Below are 19,287 nucleotides of genomic sequence, written 5' to 3'. Positions count from 1 at the left end.
CTTTATAGGATAAAAGTGTTAAAATAGTTTGAAAATACATTCTTCATTTTAGGTTTGGGGGATTAGATATGTTAAACAAACTCTTTACAGCACTTGAAGGTTCCTATGAAGAAATGGTTGCAATCCGTCGTTATATGCACCAGCATCCTGAATTATCGTTTCAAGAATATAATACCGCAAAATTTATTCAATCATTTTATGAACAACTCCAAATTGAAGTCAAAGGTGATGTTGGAGGGAATGGCGTGGTTGCAAAGGTTTATGGAAAAAAACCAGGTAAAACCGTGGCATTACGGGCAGATTTTGATGCTTTACCCATTCAGGATGAAAAGGATGTTCCTTACAAATCCTTAGTACCTGGGATCATGCACGCCTGTGGACATGATGGGCATACTGCCACCCTCCTCGTCCTTGCAAAAACATTAAATGAGCTAAAAGATGAATTGGAAGGTACTTATGTCTTTATTCATCAACATGCAGAGGAGTATGCCCCAGGCGGTGCGATTACGATGATTGAAGATGGCTGCTTAGAGGGTGTGGATGTAATTTTCGGCACTCATTTATGGGCAAGTGAACCTACAGGAACAATCCAATATCGAACAGGACCGATCATGGCGGCAGCCGATCGTTTTGAAATTGATATCCAAGGCAAAGGCGGGCATGGTGCGCAGCCGCATAAAACCCAGGACGCGATCGTTATAGCATCTCAACTTGTTTTAAATCTGCAGCAGATTGTTAGTCGAAGGGTGAACCCAATTGATTCAGCCGTTGTTACCGTCGGCTCATTTACTGCGCAAAATGCATTTAACATTATTGCTGACAAAGCCCAGCTTATAGGCACTGTCCGTACCTTCAATGACAACGTGCGCCAATTTATTGAAGATGAAATGGACAGAATCATCGCAGGCACATGCGCTATGACTGGCAGTACTTTTCATTTTAACTATGAACGGGGTTACCCAGCTGTAGTCAACCATGCAAATGAAACAGCATTTTTAACCACTTGTGCACAGCAAGTCACTGAAGTAACCACAATCGAAGAAACCGAGCCGCAAATGGGTGGAGAAGATTTCGCTTATTATTTGCAACACGTACCAGGAACATTCTTCTTTACCGGCGCAAAACCTTCTGGTATCGAGACAGGCTACCCGCACCACCACCCTAAGTTTGATATTGATGAAAAAGCCATGCTAATAGCAGCAAAAACATTAGGTGTAGCCGCTATAACCATTCATAAACAATAAGAAAAATCCCCTCGACTCAAATTGGGTCAGGGGATTTTTGTATTATTCTTAATCGATAGGCATTCATGGCAGTTTCTCCTAAATGCTTAAGAAGATTGTTATTGGCATATGCACCAACAAACGCCCCAATACCCGGTACAAGCTGGAGCATTTTGGCAAGGTCGATATAATCCCGGTATTCCTGCTGGAATTTGCGCCAATCCATTTCCACAAGGGTCTCTTTTCGGTTATCCCAGTTCTCAATTTCATCTAATGTATTTTTCCGAATGTCTTCACTTGAAAACGCTAGTTGGAAAACATGAAGGATAAACAGTCTTTCTGCATACTCCTTTGTATTAAAACCATAGATGGAAGCTGCTTCAAAAAGGAATTTCATCTTAATGGAAAGTAATAAGGGAAAATCCGCCAATCCAAGCAATATTCCACCCGCACCAGTCCCCGCCCCTTCGATCATCGCTGTCTTCTGATATGCCACAATTTTTTTAGCTGCTAATTCATCTTTTTCTGCTAGGGTTAACCCACGTGCTTGGTCCTTATTTGTTGTCATCTGCGATCCAAATAAAGTAGCTTTAACCATTGCTTTGATACTTTCTGTCATTACCTCATGTACCTTTTCAGGGATCAATTCATTTACTTTTCCTTGAGCTTTTTTCGAAATACGGTTCATCATCCCCGAACGTCTGGTTAATTTTCGCTTCCACTCTTCTACTTCCTCATATACCTTTAATTCATATTCGTTCATATGCCACCCCTCCATAATAATATTTATGCATTCATACGAAAATTTCCGCACAATAGTTTCAAAAAAAAATCCCCTTTCATAAAAAAGAGGATTTTGTCGATTATGCTTTTAGCCGATTTTTCGCGTAAAAGTAAACAAAAATATAGGTAAATACAAGACCTGCAAGTAAAAAAAGCAACGAAAGCATGAATTCACCTTTAACCAAAATAAACAGAGCAAAGATAACCGTTTCGATAGCTAAAATTGTCATTAACAACCTGGAAAATGCTTTATTTTTATGTCTTTTTTCCACTGGATATAAATCTACCCAAAGTTTGTTTTGATGATGGTTCCAAAGTGGAAGAAGTTGAAAACCTGTTAAATATAAGAATAAAACTCCTAGTAAAATTTGACCTATACCAAAAGAAATAAAATAAATCGCCAGGGCACCAATTACTGTTAAACGCGTAAAGAGGCCAAGATAATCAGATGATCGTAAGAACGCTCTTGAAAACAAATAAAGATATGTATTCTCTCGGGTAAATGCCATTCGGTTTAGGAACAAATCTAACCATTTTCGTCTCTTAACCGTATCCCTTAATTTAGGCACATCAGTGAACATGTTTGCCAAGCGATAAAAAGATGCCATTCTTTTCTCTTCTTGTTTAATCAATAAATCCCATTTAAGCCCCATTTTTTTTGTCTGAACAGCAAAAGTTCGATAATAAAGTCCACAAATCACAATGATCACCAACAAAATAAAGAGACTCGCTTGTTTAAATAACAAAAAAGTAAATGTTGCATTAATACAATAGCGAACAACTATGTCCCACCTATGAACATTCGGTTGAACGAAAAAATCAATGCGCCAGCTAGCCGCTAAATTCCACGCCTTTATTAAGAGGAGGATGACAAAAAAAGGCAAAAAGGAACGAAAACCTTTACCACTGCTATGTGCATACATTGGCATCAATACAGCCAAAACCATAAGGAGAAGGTACCCTTGGAAGACAAGACTCGCTACTCCAGAACGAAGGAAATATCCTTTTAATTTATCCTCAAGCGGAAGGATATACACCTGATCGGCTTCTAGCAAAAAATTGTAAACAGGACTGTATGTTAACAAAAATCCAATGACAATTGCGATTACTATTTCAACTGGAAAACCCGCAGGTAAATTTTCAATCCACTTTTGATAATAAAATGAAGCTGTTCCTATTAAAAACAACAAGACAACGACAAGATGACCATTAAAAATATAGCGTAAGTATCTTCCTAAATCCTTAACACGACCACTAGCTCGTTCCTTCCAAAGCTTTTTATCATCAAACATAATTTTCTTCCTTTGTTAATTGAATATACAGATCATCTAAAGAAGCAGTTGGCATTGAAAATTGCTTCCTCAATTCATCTAACGTTCCTTTTGCACGTATTTTTCCTTCATGTAAGATCACAAATCGATCACAATATTTTTCTGCCGTCGCTAAAATATGAGTAGACATTAAAATCCCTGCACCGTTATCTTTCATTTTTTTCATTAAATCCAGCAAGGATTGTATCCCTAGTGGATCTAGTCCAACAAAGGGTTCATCCACAATGTATAAGGATGGCTGAATTAAAAAGGCACACATAATCATTACTTTTTGTTTCATACCTTTAGAAAAATGGGCAGGAAACCACTTTAATCGCTTTTCCATTCGAAATTCTTTAAGTAATGGACTTACACGCTCCTTGTATGCTTGCTCATCGAGACCATAGGCCATCGCAGTGAGTCTCAAATGTTCCTCAAGAGTCAATTCTTCATATAAAACAGGGGTTTCAGGAACAAACGTAAACAATTTACGATAGGCTTCTTTATTTTCAGTAAAGGTTTGTCCTTTTATTTTTACTGCACCTTTGTGCGGTTCCATTAAACCAATAATGTGTTTGATGGTGGTACTCTTACCAGCCCCATTTAAACCAATAAGTCCGACCAGTTCTTTTTCTTTTACTTCAAAGGAAATATCTTTTAAGACAGGATTTCTCGTATAACCGCCAACAAGATTTTCAATCGATAATAATGACATTTTCAACGTCCTTCCTCAGCAGGATTGTCTATTTATTTTAACAAATTGTCATTGATAAAAATAGGAATTCAAATTTTTATCATTTTTTTTGTATATTTCTTTTTACATCGGACATCATAATATTCGAAGGGGAAACACATTACTTCGATGAAGTGATTCATCAATAATTGAAATGAGGTGTCTGTTAAAGACAATTAACATTTCAAAAAAGTGAGCTTCCAATTCGTTTCAGAAAAGGGGATGGTTGTTTTGTACAAAGTGCACAGTAACCATTTTGAGTTCTAGTAACACCAAGTAACTGTTTATCTTAAAAAAATAAACATTAAATGAGGTGTTTACCGCAGATCGCTACCTGTTTTTATAAGTTGGGAAAACATATAAAAACAATATAGGGGATGGTCAGCTTGAACAATATTAATGTTTCTTTATAAAAACACTCTACGAAAAATGAGGTGTTTATCAAAGAACACTCCTAATGAACGTACCTTTTGAAGCAATTCCCCTTCGAGAGGGCAGGATTCCATGCGGATCCTGCCTTTTTCTTTTTTTGTTTGTATGGTAAAATAATACAAACAATATTGAAGGGACAGTGTAGAAATGAGCGATTGTATATTTTGTAAAATTGTTAATGGAGAAATTCCATCTGCAAAGGTTTTTGAGAATGAACACGTTTTAGCCTTTCTAGATATTACACAAGTAACAAAAGGACATACATTAGTTATTCCGAAAGTACATAAAGACAACTTATTTGAATTAACACCGGAAATTGCTAGGAACCTATTTGAAGTGGTCCCTGCCATTGCTAATGCCTTAAAAAAAGAATTTAATCCCGTTGGACTAAATACTCTAAATAACAATGGTGAACATGCAGGTCAATCAGTCTTCCATTATCATATGCATTTACTGCCTCGTTATGGAAAAGGTGATGGATTTGGAGCAGTTTGGAAAAGTAGTCAAAGTGATTATTCTTTCCAAATGTTAGAAGAGATGGCTGCACATATTAATAAGCAAGTAGAGCAATAAGATATTTTCAATTATCTGAAAATTATATCTTTATTATTATTAAATTATTATGTTATAATGAAAATAAGTTTTTCGCTGTAGGCAATTAGTGCACTGCAGGAGGAACAAATAGATTAGTATAGCAGAGGAGAGAAGAGAAATGAATACGAAGAATATTGTAGTTTTAGCACTATTAGCGGGAATTGGGGTAGTCTTGCACACGGTAATGCCTAATTTTCTTGGGATTAAACCTGATATGATGCTTGCGATGATGTTTTTAGGTATAATCCTTATTCCTGAAATCAAAAGTGTCATGCTATTGGCAATTGTAACAGGAGTTTTGTCTGCATTGACAACCGGTTTTCCAGGTGGACAGATCCCTAATATCATTGATAAACCCATTACTGCGCTAGTTTTCCTCGGTTTATTTTTAGCCTTAAAAAAACACCGAAACTCTATTGTTAGTGTTGGCGTTTTAACAGCCATCGGAACTCTTGTTTCAGGTACAATCTTTTTAACTGCAGCATTCTTTCTAGTGGGATTACCTGCATCATTCACTGCACTATTTGCTGCAGGAGTTTTGCCAGCTATCGCACTGAATACTGTTATCATGATTATTTTATACCCGGTAGCCCAAACAATAGTGAAACGAACTAAATTAACAGCACCTTCCGTCATTCAAAAATAATGTACGGAATCCTTTTTTAAGAAAAGAACCCAGCGGGGTTCTTTTCTTACTATACTTCTATAAAAATTTTGAAATCAAAACAGCCATTAGCAGGAATATCCCTCCACATCCAAATAGTGCAGCAGCTTTTTTCTTTAGAATTTTTTTAGGTGGATATACTCCAGGTTTTGTTAAATCCAAAAAATATTTAAATGCACCCAATAAAAGGATAGCACTAAAGATAAAAAAAATAATGACAGCTATTTTCATCTTCCCTGACCCCCTATTTATTTTCAAAATTTCGACGAATTGTTGTAACTATTTATATGTTTACCCGTCCATTCCTATGAACAAGGTCTACATGTTTCAACAAGGGGATCAATGAATCTTGTTTGCGCAAATTAAATTCTACCTTTAATTTTCGAAAAGTTATTATTATTCAGTAGATACGAATAAAATGAAACAATTTCATTTAGTTTTTTATTTTGAAAATTTCAATAGATTATTGTTCTAATTTTTAAAAATTTTGTGAATTATATCTTTATTAATTTTTATTTTATTGGCATAATGAAAATAGAGAAATATAAAAGTAGGTGAAAATGGGGATGACTGAGAAACACTATTCAATGAAGGAAGCGATGCTTTTTAGTCAAAGAATTGCTCAACTAAGTAAAGCCTTATGGAAATCAATTGAGAAAGACTGGCAGCAGTGGATAAAGCCTTTTGATTTAAATATTAACGAACATCATATTCTAATGATTGCCCATCATTTAAACGGTGCTTCCATTTCGGATGTGGCTAAGTTCGGAGTCATGCATGTTTCAACCGCATTCAATTTTTCGAAAAAGTTAGAAGAGCGTGGTTTGCTCCAGTTTTCCAAAAAGGAAAATGACAAACGCAATACCTATATTCAACTTACTGAAGCGGGAGAAAATATGCTACTTCAGCTAATGGAAAACTATAAGCCAAGTGAAAATGCTGTCTTTTCAGGTGCATTGCCACTTCGTGACCTATATGGTAAGTTTCCAGAAATAGTTGAAATGATGGCAATTGTTCGCAATATCTATGGTGAAGATTTCATGGAAATCTTTGAGCGTTCTTTTCAGAATATTGAAAGTAGTTTTGTTGAAGAAGATGGGGTGCTCAAGAAAGCAAAAAACACTGAACAAGAACTGGTTTAATACTGTTTTATAAGTATTTATTCAATTCTTGAAAAAGGGCAAGGTAAATCCTCTGTGTTATACATGCCTTAATAACATCCTTAATGTTTAGTTTTGGCGGTAATGATGATGATAACTCATGAAAAAGCGGATGGAAGTATACGTACCCTTCCGCTTTTTGTTCTTCAAATTTTTTGTTCATATTGTCACATAGAAAATAAAACTGCCCTGCTTCCTGTTCAGTTATTCCATTTTCAATGATAAGTTTATATAATTCGAGCTTCGGATCATTGAGCAGCTTTAATAATAACTTTTGATGATATTCAAGAATGTTTATTCTTTCGAGTAATTCATGTTCATTCATCCACTATGCCTCATTTCAAAACGTACATTTATATATTTTTATTATTAACTTTTTAAAACATGGGGTAAACCATTATTAATCATAACTTTGAAAATTTTAAGGAATACTTTCCTTTAAAATATAAATATTGGTTAATGAAGTCCATTAAAAGCCTAACACTCTTCCATTCTTTTTGACTATCTTTTTTTTGTAATTTTTGATATTGTATTAAACATAACACGAACAACAGGGAGGGAATCATTGATGATCTCCATTTTTATTGTATTTGCTATTTTCATCTTGTTTTATGTAAATAAAATGACCAATTCACTATGTATACAAAAGGAAATCCCTGAAGAAAACCAACATAAGGTATTTCGGACGATAAATATCCTCATTACGATTCTTTTGATATCTTCATACTTGGAAATTTTATATACATAATCCAACTAGAACTCGGCAGCGAACAAAAGGATATGTATTATATAACAAATAGAAGCGATGAGAGTGTTCTCATCGCTTTTAGTTTGTCAATTTATTAATAAACCCATGAAGCTCCGATGATAATTAATAAGATGAAAAGGACAACCACTAACGCAAATCCTGCGCCGTAACCTGCTCCACCAGACATATATTTACCTCCATTCTTTAATGGTCTTTTTTGTGCATATTAACACCAACACCAAGAAGCTCCAACAATAATTAATAGTATGAAAAGTACTACAATTAGAGCAAAGCCAGCTCCCAATCCATGGCTCATCGTAATACCTCCTTTTTCATTTTCTACGATATACTATTCAGCGAGTATTCATTTCGTTTAGGCACTTCCCAATTTTTTTTGAAAAGTCCATTTATCCATTTGTGAAAAATTCAAAAAATAATCATAGTTATTATTTTTGCAGTAGTTCCCATTTATGTTATAGTAGAGTCTGTGGACAAGAAATTACTGTTTAGGAGAGATTTCATCATGAAAAAATGGATTTTAGCCGTTACATTAGCTGGGGGAGTACTTGCATTAAGTGCATGTAATCAAAATGGTTCTGATACAGTGGCAGAGAGCAAAGTTGGTAACGTTACACAAGAAGAACTATACAATACAATGAAGGACAAGTATGGTGATCAAGCCCTTCAGCAATTAGTATATGAAAAGGTTCTGTCTAAGAAATATAAGGTTACCGATAAGGAATTAAATGCAAAAATTGATCAATTAAAAGCAGATCTTGGTGCAAATTTTGAAACAACCCTTGCACAGTACGGCTATAAAAGTGAAGATGATCTGAAGAAAACAATGAAGTTAGGCATGATGCAAGAAAAAGCAGCAATGAAAGACATAAAGGTAACGGAAAAGGAATTAAAGGATTACTATGATGCGTACCAACCCGAAATCAAAGCTCGTCACATTCTTGTTGCCGATGAAAAAACGGCGAAAGAAGTAAAGAGTAAGCTTGATAAGGGCGAAAAATTTGAAGATGTTGCAAAGAAATATTCTACAGATGAAGGTACTAAGGCTAACGGTGGTGATCTAGGCTGGTTCGGTACTGGTAAGATGGATCCTGATTTTGAAAAAGCTGCCTATGCACTAAAAGTAAATGAAATTAGCGGTCCAGTAAAATCACAATTTGGTTATCATATTATTCAATTAACTGACAAAAAAGAGAAAAAACCATTTGCTGAAATGAAGAAAGAAATCGAAACTCAAGTAAAATCTTCTAAATTGACTACAGAAGTAATCAATAAAGCGATGCAGCGTGAACTGAAAGCTGCCGATGTTAAAGTTAGTGATAAGGACTTGAAAGATGCACTAAATCCACAAACAGCAGCAGAACCTGCTGCGCAATAAAACATAAAAAAAGCGAAAAACACCTTATGGTGTTTTCCGCTTTTTTTATTCTCCTGTTGCGCCAAGTTCTTCTCGCTTTTCTCTTTCTCGTTCAAGACGTTTCATATAGATTTCGCCTTCCTGCTCGATATCTTCCATCTCCAGCTGCCGCTCTTCTCTTCCCGTTTTTAGCGCCATGAGTGCACTTATTACAATACCAACCACAACAGCATATACCCAAATAGGAATAGTCAATATATCTAGCCCCTTTCATAATGGTTGTCCACTTTTACTAAATCATATTCGTTAAATATGAAATTATGAACTGATGAGAAAAAAAAAAAAAAAAATAACCCCTAAAATGGGGTTATTTTACTTGTGAAACACCGGCTTATAAAAGGAACGATTCTCCAACGCAAAGATTCTTTCTGTGAATTCACCTGGCTTCACCCTTTCTAAAGCCCGGTCAAGCATATTCATCTTCGCGTCAAGATTGTCGATATAATGTAGAATTTCTGCTTCTTTAATCATTGGCGGTTTTGGACTTCCCCATTCTGCTTTACCGTGATGACTTAAAACAAGATGTTGAAGAATAAGGACTTCTTCACCGGAAATGCCCAGTTCTTCCGCGGCTTTGCCAATTTCATTAACCATAATTGTAATATGGCCTAGTAAATTTCCTTCAATTGTATATACCGTTGAAATCGGGCCTGAAAGCTCTAATACTTTCCCCATGTCATGCAGAATAACCCCTGCATAGAGCAAATCTGTATCAAGACTAGGATAAAGATTTGAAATTGATTTAGCCAAGTCAAGCATACTGACTACATGAAATGCAAGTCCCGACACAAACTCATGATGATTTTTTGTTGCTGCAGGAAATTCTAAAAAAGCTTTTTGATGCTTTTTGATTAAATGTCGTGTGATCCTTTGGATATTGGGATTTTTCATGTCAAAAATATATTGGGTGAGTCTGCTTGCCATTTCTTCCTGTCCTAATGGTGCAGTCTCCAAAAAGTCTTCCAACTTTACCCCATCCGCTGGTCCTGTTCGTCTAATTTGGCGGATTTTCAACTGACTTTTCCCTCGATAATTTTGCACATCGCCCTGTATTTTTACCATACTTTGCGGAGCATAACTCAAGAGATCCTCTTCGGTAACATCCCAAAGTTTTGCTTCTATTTCCCCACTTTTATCTTGAAGAATGAGGGTCAAAAAGGGTTTACCATTACTTGCTATCCCTTTGGTTGAATTTTTAATAAGTAGAAATAATTCTACCTGCTCCCCAACTTCATGCTTTACTATTCCTTTACCCATATGATTCACGTCCTTCCCACTAGTAAGAGTATAACATAACCTATTATGACTCTATGAAATTATCTTAACAGCACCTTTTTCTAAAAAAAGAACATTTTCCCTTTGAAAATAGGAAAGCAAATGCTGATGACAAGTAAAAAATAATAGTTGATTTCTTTTCATCATTTTAAGTAGGTCTAACACTTTTTCCGTCCTCTTCGCATCAAAATTAACAAAACTATCATCGATAATAATCGGGAACTGATATTTCTCATAGATTGTCACAGCAAAGGCGAGCCGAATTGCAACGTATAACTGTTCCGTTGTTGCTTGACTTAGTTCATTTGCTTCAAATATCGTACCATCCGTTCGTTCAACTAAGAATCCTGAACCAGAATGTTGCAAATGAATTCTTTGATAGTTTCCATCGGTAAGAAACAATAAATATTCTTCCGCTTTTATAATCATCCTTGGTAAATGGCTGTTTTTGTACCTTTCAATTGTGTTTGAGAGGATATCTTGTGCTAAGCAATAGACTGACCACTCCTTAGCCGCCTCTTCTAGTTCAAATTTTTTCTGCTTGTAATGATGGAGGATATCTGAATACAGCCCTCCTTCTTCTAATACTTGAATCTCGTACTTAATGGAGGCATGATCTTCCTGAATTTCTTTTAGTTTTACTTCCCATTCAAGAATTTGCTGATTACATTCAGCCATTAATGCATCGCTTTGATGCATAGCGAGGAAAGATTCCCTTTCTAATTCTGAAAGAATCGAATATTGCAGCTGACTCTGTAGTGATTCAAGTTTTTCCAACAGGTTTCCTTTCTTTTCTGCTTTCGCGCCAAGTTCGTAAAATTGTTCCTCTGTTTCCACCTTTGCCGAAGAGATTAGGTTATTAAATTCTATTTGGAGATGATTTAATGCTTGTGTTTTTTGCTTTAAATCTGCTTCCAAGTCGGTAAGTTTCGATAGTCTCTCCTGACTCACGATTTGTTTCCCGTGCTCTTCCTTCAACTTATTACGTAGTAAATAGGCTGCATGATATAAGTCTAAGCCTTTTTCATTTAAATAAAGATCCACAAAGTGATTCATGCCATTCACTATTTTTCCCTGTTGTTCTTCTATTTGCTGAAGTCTTGTATGGAACATTTTTTTCTCTCTACTAATCAACTTAAACTGTTCAATAAGGTTGAAGGCTTCTAGTAAAAAGGTCTCTGCAATATAGTCAGGTATTTTTAGTTCACGGCTAATAGTGACTAACTTTTCATTAGTTTCGGCTGACTCCAACTCCCATTGTTCAAATTTTGCAATGATCTTATCATATTGAGATTGTTGGTGTATTAACTTCATTTTTACAATTTTCAGCTCGTCTCTGAGGTGATTATCCAAGGCTAATTGTTCTTCTAGCTTTGAAATTTCCAAATATTTTGCTGATTGAAGTTTATGCTTTAACTGCTCTTTCTTGTCTCGTAAATCATTTAATGTTTGATCTAGTTCTGAATTTTGCGGTTGCTTCTTAATTTTAGTCATCAAAATCACTAGTAATATACAACTTAGAAACCCAATTGCTACTAAAATCCACTGTTTTGAAAATACTCCATAAAGTGTTACAGCTAGTAAAATAACCTCAAAAAGTAAATACTGAAGTTTCTTCTGCTTCCCTTCTGTAACGGCTGCTACTGTATCTCGTTCATAAACCTGCTGATAGAATTCTATTTTATCTCGTAGAGAACTTAATTCCTTTTCAATGCTTTCTTTATCATTTCCTGAATTTAACTTCTCCTCAAGCAATTGCCGTCCTTGTTTTGTAAGAACCTGACGCTCTGAAGACCGGACCTCTTTTTCTATTTCCTCTAACCTGCTTTTTTCTTCTTCATATTGATTTTCTAATTCTTCTTTCATTTCTTTTAGCTTTTGCAATTTCCGAGACAGGACTTCAACCTGATTTTTCATATAAATATTTGTATTTATAGTAAAGATATCTTCTCCGTCTAGGTTTAAATGAAGTTTTTCCCTAGTAATCGATAGTTCTTCTTCATACGCTAATAGTTTTGTTTCGCACTGCAGTTTTTCCTGCTTTAATTGGTCATAGAGAGCAACTTGATCAAGCAGGGCAATGAGGGAAGGCTCATTTTTTAGAAAATGAAGGTCGGGTTGTATCCCTTCTGCCTCTTCCTTCAAATTTCTAATTCTTTCGGAAATGCTATTCATCTCTGCATTATAGGGATGAATAAGCTGATTTATTTTTTCGATTCTTTCAATCCCACGTACAGGGAAATCAATTTCACCAATTTCTGTGAGCTCTTTCTTTGTCCACTTTTCATCTATGACAATGGATTGGATTCGCTTCCATTCATTTAGTTTTTCAATCTTTTCTCTTATTTCCTGAAGGGAACGGTTTACATCATTCATTTCCTGTTCGAGCAGTTCTTTCTTTTCTACTAGGTTTGTATAATTTTTATTTTTCGCTTCTGCTATTTTCAATTCTTTATTTATTTCATGCAGTGTTTGTAACTTCTCATTCATTAAAGGTTTCTTGCCTGAGGGTTTAAAGCGCGCATCCAGCTCCTTCTGGAGAACTGCTTCTGTTTTGGATAGCCTTTCGGTTCCTAATGTCCCCGCGGAAAACAGGAATTTTCCTATCTCTTCACTTTTCATTTGATGAATATTTTGTAATCCTTGTAAATTAAAAGAAAAAATAGATTGGAATAGGCTTTTATCAAAATTGGCCGTTAATTTCTTAAGTAGTTCTTCGCCGCCCATATGACCATTGTCCATCAGCACCTTAACGTCACCAGCCGCTTTTCCCTTTACTCGTTCGATTACAGCACCGCCATATTTTTCATGGATGATTCTTATTTTACCACCGTATTTTGTACTGTGCTTTGGTTCATAACGGAGTTCGGCTGTTTGTTGTTTGGTAGGGAACCCGAAAATAATGCTATGGATAAAGGCCATGATCGTGGACTTTCCCGCTTCATTTTCTCCATAGAAAACTTGAAAATCGTTCAGGTCGGTAATCTTAACATTTTCTAATTGGCCAAAACCATATATATGCAGCTCGAGAATTTTCAATACTTCTCACTCCTTTCTCTAAGATTGATAAAGTAATTCGATCAGCAACTTCTCTGCCTTATTGACTAGCTCTTTTTTCTCTTCAGTTGACAAATGAGTAAGATATTTTCTCCCTAATTGATGTTCGTATAAGTGTGCCAATGCTACCTCAACCTCGTCATAATGGTCAATTGTTTCAAATAGTTCAACATAAAAGTTTGTATCACTTTTTAACTGCACCTTATCTATGTGCTGACCTTCTGTAATAGTTAAGTTAACAACCCAAACGAATGATTCCTCTTCTTTTTCATCTTCTAAAAGAAGCTCTAACAGTTCGCTCTTTATACTTTTTAGTTCACGCTCATCCTCTAAATGAATGTTTTTCAAGGAAATTGACAATAATGTTCCTTTTTCTTCCTTCCGGACTCGATTGATGGTTGTTTGGCATAATTGGAAAACCTCAAGGAAGTTTTTTGCAAAAGCCGCGTCAACTATTGTTTCTTCCCAAATAATATCGGCCGTTTCTAAAAAGATCATTTTCTTATCTAATTCAGTTAATGTGACATGATAAATACCTTTCACACCCGTCTCTTTTTTATTCCTTCCTTGAATATTGCCTGGATAGATGATAGGCGGCGTTTCAGATAGAACAGCCCTCTTATGAATATGTCCTAAAGCCCAATAATCAAAATCTTTTTGATGTAATTCACTAACAGAAAAAGGAGCATAATTATCATGATCAACCCCTGCACTTTCATTTCCATGAAGGATTCCAATATGAAAGTCGGCTCCATCCTTTTTCTTATATTCGTCTATTTTTCGATCAAAGACATGCCGTGTCGGGTAACTGAAACCATAAAGATGGATGACCTCACCACTTTTTGTATGTAAAACTTTGGTTTCGACTTTACTAGTAAACACATGTACATTTGATGGCATGTCTAGGTTCACCCATGAACCATTTAAGTGATCATGATTCCCGTGGACGACATAAACAGGTATGTCTTCTTGCGCGAGTTTAAGCATCTCTGTCCGAAATCGAGATTGTGCCCGCAGGCTTCGATCCTCGCCATCAAATAAATCACCTGCTAGAATGATAAAGTCAACCTGATGATCAATTGCTGCCTCTGTTATCTTTTTTAATGCCGTGAAGGTACTTTCTTTTAAGCGAGAAAAGATGTTCGGCGGCAAGTTCTTTAATCCCACCATTGGGCTGTCCAAATGCAGGTCTGCTGCATGAATAAATGATATCTTTTTCATAAAACATTCCTTTCCATACCTTTTCTTCATTGTAGCACCACCGAAATACGAATGCACGTTCTTATAAGCAGTTTATTGAAAAAAAGAACATTTACCAGCCGGTAAATGCTCTTTTTATTATTCATTCTTTGTTATTTGTAATGCTTTTTTTATATCCTTAAAGGAGTTTGATTGACCATACATTAATACACCGCCACGATAAACGCGTGCACCAAATATAGCTAAGAATACAATGGTCAAAACCAAGACAGCAATACCTATAAGCACCTCCCAGGCCGGAATGGTTAACATTCCTACTCTAAGAAACATGATCATAGGTGTAAAGAACGGGATAAAAGATGTCACCGTTATGAACGAAGCATCGGGCTTCCCTAAGCCAAACATCGCAATCATAAAACCAGCTACGACCAATAATGTCATGGGCGTAATCATTTGTTGAACATCTTCGATTCTACTGACAAGGGACCCGAGGAATGCGGCAAGTGTAGCATAAAGGAAATAACCAAGAATGAAGAAAATAACCGCATATATAATCGTTGCTAGAGGAATATCACCAAAACCATAGACACCGAAAAATCCTTCTTTTAAAGATTCCATATTTTGTTTAAATGAAAAATAGCCTACAGCCAGAAATACAGCGAGCTGTGTTAGACTTAATAAACCTATTCCAATAATTTTCGCAAACATTTGTTTAATGGGAGAGACACTTGAGATTAAGATTTCCATGACCCTGGAGGACTTTTCTGTTGCTACCTCCATCGCAATCATATTGGCATACATAATAACGGAAAAATAAATAATGAACAGCAAGACATAGACAAGACCCCGCGCCTGATTCAGTTCCTCTTCCGTTTTGGCATTCTTTTCAAGAGCGACTTTCGTAAAAGACACAGGTTCATAAAGCTTTGCAAGTTGAACAGGTGTCAAATGAATCTGGGAAGCAGCCAGCATTGTTTTTAATTGCTGAAGACTCGTTTGAAGATCAGTATATAAAGAAGAATCCGCGATACTCTTTGCTTTATATATGGCAAATGGAAGTTCTTCATCATTTAATCTTAACATAACAATTCCTGAGTAAGTTCCCTTTTCTACTGCTTTTTCAGCTTCTGCTTCACTACCTTTGAAAAGAGTTAATTTAATATCTTTATTAATGGTACTAACTTGTTTTTTATATGGCTCAAATAGTTGACCTGTTTCATCCAATATAGCCACATTTTCTTTTCCATCATTTTTATCAAAGATTGCAATAATATTAGTTAAGTTAGTTAAGGCTAGGACAATTACGACTGTTAAAAGAGTGGTGATGATGAAGGATTTTGTTTTTAATTTGTTTAGATAGGTGTGGAACAAAATAATCCAAAAACTATTCATAAGAATCACCTACTTTTTCAATAAAAATATCGTTTAGAGAAGGTTCCTCAAGGGCAAATTTCCGAATAAATCCCTTGTCGACAATTTCCTTAAGGATCTTTTCAGATAGATACTCTCCTTCAATTTGCAGATGAATTCCTTCCATCGTTGGTTTTGACCTTACCACTCCAGGATAATTTTTTAAGAAATCTAACGGAAAGTCGGCATGGACAACGAGATTCTTTTTCCCAAAGGACCGCTTGATCTCTTTTAATGACCCATGTACGACCGGCTTCCCTTTGTGCAATATACAAAGATGCTCACACATTTCCTCCACATGCTCCATCCGATGGCTTGAAAACACGATGGTCGCACCATCCTCTTTTAAGGCTAATACCGCTTCCTTTAGCATTTCTACATTAACTGGGTCAAGACCGCTAAAGGGCTCATCGAGGATTAGTAATTTGGGTTTATGTACGACAGCGGCAATGAATTGGATTTTTTGTTGGTTGCCCTTCGAAAGCTCTTCGACTTTTTTATTCTCATACTCGGGAATTTTAAAGCGTTCAAGCCAGCGTTTTAATTCTATAAGTGCTTCAGACTTTTGCATCCCTCTTAACCTGGCTAAATAGACGATTTGGTCACGGACTTTTAACTTCGGATACAACCCTCTTTCTTCAGGAAGATATCCGACCAAATGACTAGCGGAATAATCGATGGGTTTCCCGTCCCAAGTGATCTTTCCAGCGGTTGTATCGAGTAACCCTAAAATCATTCGAAAAGTCGTTGTTTTCCCTGCACCATTAGCCCCTAAAAAGCCAAACATTTCTTTTTCAGGAATCACTAAAGATAAGTTATCAACGGCAGCAAAATTTCCGAACCGTTTCGTCACATGTTCAAGTTTTAGAACCATTTCACACACTCCTCTCCAACCTATTAATAATATACCATATTATGGGTCTTATTTTCTTTTGCGCAATTTTAAAAATTATGTGAAAATAAAAAGTATCAAGATTCTATTAAGGAGCTGCTGAAATGAAAACGTATAAATTAACAGTATTCGAAACGAATGGAGAAAAAATTTTAGACGAATCCTTCCAGGCGGAACATGATGAGGCGGCAAAAGAATTAGGTGAAAAACTATTAGCAGAAAAGCAACTATTAGAACGTACACATCGATGTACATCACCAAGCGGTAAGCTCTTACTCTTTCATTCTTAATAGAAAAAATGGAAGCACCATGCAACAGTGAAATTGCTTGAGGTTTTCCAAAATAAACAAAGAAGCCATGGGCTTCTTTGTTTATTTGCCTATAAATCTTGGCTGTCTTTTTTCGATAAATGCTCTAATTCCTTCTTGGTGGTCAATGGTTTCTCTCATTTTTTGTTGAGAGTGTTTTTCTAATTCTAAGATTTTTAGCAAATATGGACGATTCATATCAGCTAGTATCTTTTTCGTTTTAATCATTGCCTGAACGGGCCGGCTTAACCAATCTGCGATTCTAGCATCTAATGTCTCCTGTAGCCTGCCTGGTGCTATCTCCTCAATAAGCCCTAACTCAAACGCCTCATCTGCATCCATCATTTTTCCATTCCAAATCAACTGTTTCGCTTTATTCTCACCTAATTTCTTTTCTAAAAAGAAATGAGCTCCACCATCAGGAATTAACCCAATACCAATAAAGTTCATCGCCAGCTTACTTGTTTTTTCAGAAATGATGTGGTCCGTTGCCAGCGCAAGGCTGAAGCCTAAGCCAGCCGCTGCACCTGAAACAGCACTAATCGTAAGTTTTGGCATGCTATAAAGAGTAATAATTAGTTCGCTTATGCTATCCATAACTGGATAGAAATCCTGTTCGTTCATGCTTGAAAGCATGGTCTTAATATCGCCGCCTGCAGAAAAAGCTTTTCCTTTTCCCGTAATAACGACAATATCGATTTCATCCGATTCGCTAATTTCCTTTAGTTTACAGACAAGCCCCTTGATCATCTCTGAATCCAGTGCATTCAACGACTCAGGTCGGTTCATTTCTATTGTTGCCACTCGTCCATCAACTTTCACATTCACCTTATCCGTTATAAAATTTATTGACACTTGAAACCCTCCCATCCATTTTAATCAATTCCATTATATATGGAATTGAGAGGATAAATATATAAAAGTTTTTTAAAAATAGCGAATTTTCCTACGTTTTTAGAAAATATTCTAATAGGGTAGGTAAAAGGTGTTTGTATAAAAAAAGATATCAACGACAAATCGCCGCTGATATCATTTTAGTTTATTTTTTGATTATGTTCATCTTTCTTAAAAACTCAATTGGTTGCTGCTTTCTAAAGTGTTCCTTCACCATATAGGCAACACCTTGTTCATTCTGTGACCGTGTCACCCAATCTGATGCTTTCTTTACGTTAAAATCAGCATTCCACATTGATACCCCTAAACCAACTGCCTCAAGCAAGGGAATATCGTCCATGCCATCACCGATATAGACTATTTCTTTTCTTTGAATTCCCAATTGGCTCGCAAGGTAGGATAATCCCGATAACTTTGAAACCCCCGCTGGCACAATATCCAATCTTAAAGAGTCCAGCTCGATTAAATCAATCTCTGTATACATTTCCCTCAATGCCTTTTTCGCATCTTGAAGATCACTTTCTTCTTCAAAATAAACTTCTATCTTTGGAGGGCTCACTGGCTGATCATGTAAATATTCAGTTAATGACGACACAAATTGCTGTGAATAGAAAACCGGGTCTCCTGATGTATAAATCGTTTTAGCTAACAAATTATTATTCAGTTTTAATTTATTTGCTAATGAATATTGTTCATGAACAAGCCTAATTTGACATGGAAGCCCCTCTAAGAAACTTACTATATCGTAGGTAATTTGCTCATTTATCCTTTTCACATAAATTGGTTTGTCCTCAGAACTTGCAATAAATGCACCTTGATGGGTAATGAGAGGTGATTTTATTTTTAATGCCTTTGCAACTTTTCTAGCGGAAGGAAAGCTCCGCGATGTTACAAGCGTGACATAAATTCCTTTATCCTGAACATATTCAATAGCCTCTTTAGTTGATTTATGGATTTTTCCGTTTGTTTGTAGAAGCGTGCCATCAATATTTAACGCAAGCAAGCGATAAATCATTACGTTGCCCCCTGTTCTTGGTGAAATAGCCTTTATAACACTTTTATGATTTTTTAGGCATTTATAGAACGAAAAAAGCAGTGCATACTTTACTGGTAATGTGAAACCCATCAATCTCGCTAAATCATGGCATTCGTAAAAAAAAGCCTTCGGA

22 protein-coding genes are annotated in these 19,287 nt (G+C 36.0%); 7 read left to right on the top strand and 15 right to left on the bottom strand.

Features of this window, described 5'->3' with window-relative positions:
* The first annotated feature begins 68 nt into the window (after window positions 1-68).
* Complete coding sequence (locus KW850_RS23520; protein WP_218350187.1) at window positions 69-1,244, top strand: M20 family metallopeptidase; 1,176 nt, start codon at window positions 69-71, stop codon at window positions 1,242-1,244.
* A gap of 16 nt (window positions 1,245-1,260) precedes the next feature.
* Here KW850_RS23520 and KW850_RS23515 read toward each other — a convergent pair whose 3' ends face one another.
* The 3 genes from KW850_RS23515 to KW850_RS23505 form a co-directional block, all read right to left on the bottom strand.
* Window positions 1,261-1,986: an EcsC family protein gene (locus tag KW850_RS23515; RefSeq protein ID WP_218350186.1), complete on the bottom strand. Its 726-nt coding sequence runs from the start codon at window positions 1,984-1,986 to the stop codon at window positions 1,261-1,263.
* Window positions 1,987-2,086: 100 nt separating this feature from the next.
* Window positions 2,087-3,298, bottom strand: coding sequence for an ABC transporter permease (locus KW850_RS23510; protein ID WP_218350185.1), 1,212 nt, complete (start codon window positions 3,296-3,298; stop codon window positions 2,087-2,089).
* Window positions 3,291-4,031, bottom strand: coding sequence for an ABC transporter ATP-binding protein (locus KW850_RS23505; RefSeq protein WP_218350203.1), 741 nt, complete (start codon window positions 4,029-4,031; stop codon window positions 3,291-3,293). The genes KW850_RS23510 and KW850_RS23505 overlap by 8 nt, the downstream gene beginning before the upstream one ends.
* A 597-nt stretch (window positions 4,032-4,628) precedes the next feature.
* Here KW850_RS23505 and KW850_RS23500 point away from each other — a divergent pair.
* Together KW850_RS23500 and KW850_RS23495 are read left to right on the top strand one after the other, a co-directional pair.
* Window positions 4,629-5,054, top strand: a complete 426-nt coding sequence (locus KW850_RS23500) for an HIT family protein (RefSeq protein WP_218350184.1) — start codon at window positions 4,629-4,631, stop codon at window positions 5,052-5,054.
* 139 nt (window positions 5,055-5,193) lie between these two features.
* Window positions 5,194-5,721 carry a tryptophan transporter gene (locus tag KW850_RS23495; RefSeq protein WP_218350183.1) on the top strand — a complete coding sequence of 176 codons (528 nt, stop codon included), beginning with the start codon at window positions 5,194-5,196 and terminating at the stop codon, window positions 5,719-5,721.
* 57 nt (window positions 5,722-5,778) lie between these two features.
* Here KW850_RS23495 and yhzF read toward each other — a convergent pair whose 3' ends face one another.
* Entirely contained in the window at window positions 5,779-5,970 is a 192-nt protein-coding gene (gene yhzF, locus KW850_RS23490; RefSeq protein WP_218350182.1) for a membrane protein YhzF, read from the bottom strand.
* A gap of 335 nt (window positions 5,971-6,305) precedes the next feature.
* Here yhzF and KW850_RS23485 point away from each other — a divergent pair, with 335 nt between their 5' ends.
* The gene (locus KW850_RS23485; protein WP_218350181.1) at window positions 6,306-6,881 is read left to right on the top strand and encodes an HTH-type transcriptional regulator Hpr; all 576 of its coding nucleotides are present in this window, start codon (window positions 6,306-6,308) and stop codon (window positions 6,879-6,881) included.
* 7 nt (window positions 6,882-6,888) lie between these two features.
* Here the strand turns inward: KW850_RS23485 and KW850_RS23480 are convergent, their stop codons facing one another.
* Window positions 6,889-7,224, bottom strand: coding sequence for a DUF1878 family protein (locus KW850_RS23480; protein ID WP_218350180.1), 336 nt, complete (start codon window positions 7,222-7,224; stop codon window positions 6,889-6,891).
* 243 nt (window positions 7,225-7,467) lie between these two features.
* Between KW850_RS23480 and KW850_RS23475 the strand changes: the two genes are divergently transcribed.
* Window positions 7,468-7,647, top strand: coding sequence for a hypothetical protein (locus KW850_RS23475; RefSeq protein ID WP_088085999.1), 180 nt, complete (start codon window positions 7,468-7,470; stop codon window positions 7,645-7,647).
* A gap of 94 nt (window positions 7,648-7,741) precedes the next feature.
* Here KW850_RS23475 and KW850_RS23470 read toward each other — a convergent pair whose 3' ends face one another.
* The gene (locus KW850_RS23470) at window positions 7,742-7,834 is read right to left on the bottom strand and encodes a YjcZ family sporulation protein (protein ID WP_026566064.1); all 93 of its coding nucleotides are present in this window, start codon (window positions 7,832-7,834) and stop codon (window positions 7,742-7,744) included.
* Window positions 7,835-7,873: 39 nt separating this feature from the next.
* On the bottom strand, window positions 7,874-7,963 hold the full coding sequence (locus KW850_RS23465) for a YjcZ family sporulation protein (RefSeq protein WP_218350179.1): 90 nt from the start codon (window positions 7,961-7,963) through the stop codon (window positions 7,874-7,876).
* A 207-nt stretch (window positions 7,964-8,170) separates the two neighbouring features.
* On the opposite strand from KW850_RS23465, the gene KW850_RS23460 reads away from it, so the two are divergent.
* Window positions 8,171-9,043 carry a peptidylprolyl isomerase gene (locus tag KW850_RS23460; protein WP_218350178.1) on the top strand — a complete coding sequence of 291 codons (873 nt, stop codon included), beginning with the start codon at window positions 8,171-8,173 and terminating at the stop codon, window positions 9,041-9,043.
* Window positions 9,044-9,088: 45 nt separating this feature from the next.
* On the opposite strand, the gene KW850_RS23455 is transcribed toward KW850_RS23460, so the two are convergent.
* From KW850_RS23455 to KW850_RS23430, 6 genes are all read right to left on the bottom strand, one after another.
* A complete protein-coding gene (locus KW850_RS23455; protein WP_256358406.1) occupies window positions 9,089-9,277 on the bottom strand; it encodes a sporulation YhaL family protein in 189 nt (62 codons plus the stop codon).
* 117 nt (window positions 9,278-9,394) lie between these two features.
* Window positions 9,395-10,339, bottom strand: coding sequence for a 3'-5' exoribonuclease YhaM (gene yhaM, locus KW850_RS23450; RefSeq protein ID WP_218350177.1), 945 nt, complete (start codon window positions 10,337-10,339; stop codon window positions 9,395-9,397).
* A 51-nt stretch (window positions 10,340-10,390) separates the two neighbouring features.
* Window positions 10,391-13,396 carry an ATP-binding protein gene (locus KW850_RS23445; protein ID WP_218350176.1) on the bottom strand — a complete coding sequence of 1,002 codons (3,006 nt, stop codon included), beginning with the start codon at window positions 13,394-13,396 and terminating at the stop codon, window positions 10,391-10,393.
* A gap of 18 nt (window positions 13,397-13,414) precedes the next feature.
* Window positions 13,415-14,665, bottom strand: coding sequence for a metallophosphoesterase family protein (locus KW850_RS23440; protein WP_256358405.1), 1,251 nt, complete (start codon window positions 14,663-14,665; stop codon window positions 13,415-13,417).
* Between the two features lie 87 nt (window positions 14,666-14,752).
* Window positions 14,753-16,006 carry an ABC transporter permease gene (locus KW850_RS23435; protein ID WP_218350175.1) on the bottom strand — a complete coding sequence of 418 codons (1,254 nt, stop codon included), beginning with the start codon at window positions 16,004-16,006 and terminating at the stop codon, window positions 14,753-14,755.
* Complete coding sequence (locus KW850_RS23430; RefSeq protein WP_218350174.1) at window positions 15,999-16,898, bottom strand: ABC transporter ATP-binding protein; 900 nt, start codon at window positions 16,896-16,898, stop codon at window positions 15,999-16,001. The genes KW850_RS23435 and KW850_RS23430 overlap by 8 nt, the downstream gene beginning before the upstream one ends.
* 122 nt (window positions 16,899-17,020) lie before the next feature.
* On the opposite strand from KW850_RS23430, the gene KW850_RS23425 reads away from it, so the two are divergent.
* A complete protein-coding gene (locus KW850_RS23425; RefSeq protein WP_218350173.1) occupies window positions 17,021-17,206 on the top strand; it encodes a YhzD family protein in 186 nt (61 codons plus the stop codon).
* 81 nt (window positions 17,207-17,287) lie between these two features.
* Here KW850_RS23425 and KW850_RS23420 read toward each other — a convergent pair whose 3' ends face one another.
* Complete coding sequence (locus tag KW850_RS23420; RefSeq protein ID WP_218350172.1) at window positions 17,288-18,079, bottom strand: enoyl-CoA hydratase; 792 nt, start codon at window positions 18,077-18,079, stop codon at window positions 17,288-17,290.
* A 184-nt stretch (window positions 18,080-18,263) separates the two neighbouring features.
* Window positions 18,264-19,133: a Cof-type HAD-IIB family hydrolase gene (locus tag KW850_RS23415; protein WP_218350171.1), complete on the bottom strand. Its 870-nt coding sequence runs from the start codon at window positions 19,131-19,133 to the stop codon at window positions 18,264-18,266.
* Between the last annotated feature and the right edge of the window lie 154 nt (window positions 19,134-19,287).

This window comes from Bacillus sp. sid0103 (assembly GCF_019219025.1).
This window is presented reverse-complemented; position numbering and strand designations above follow the sequence as displayed.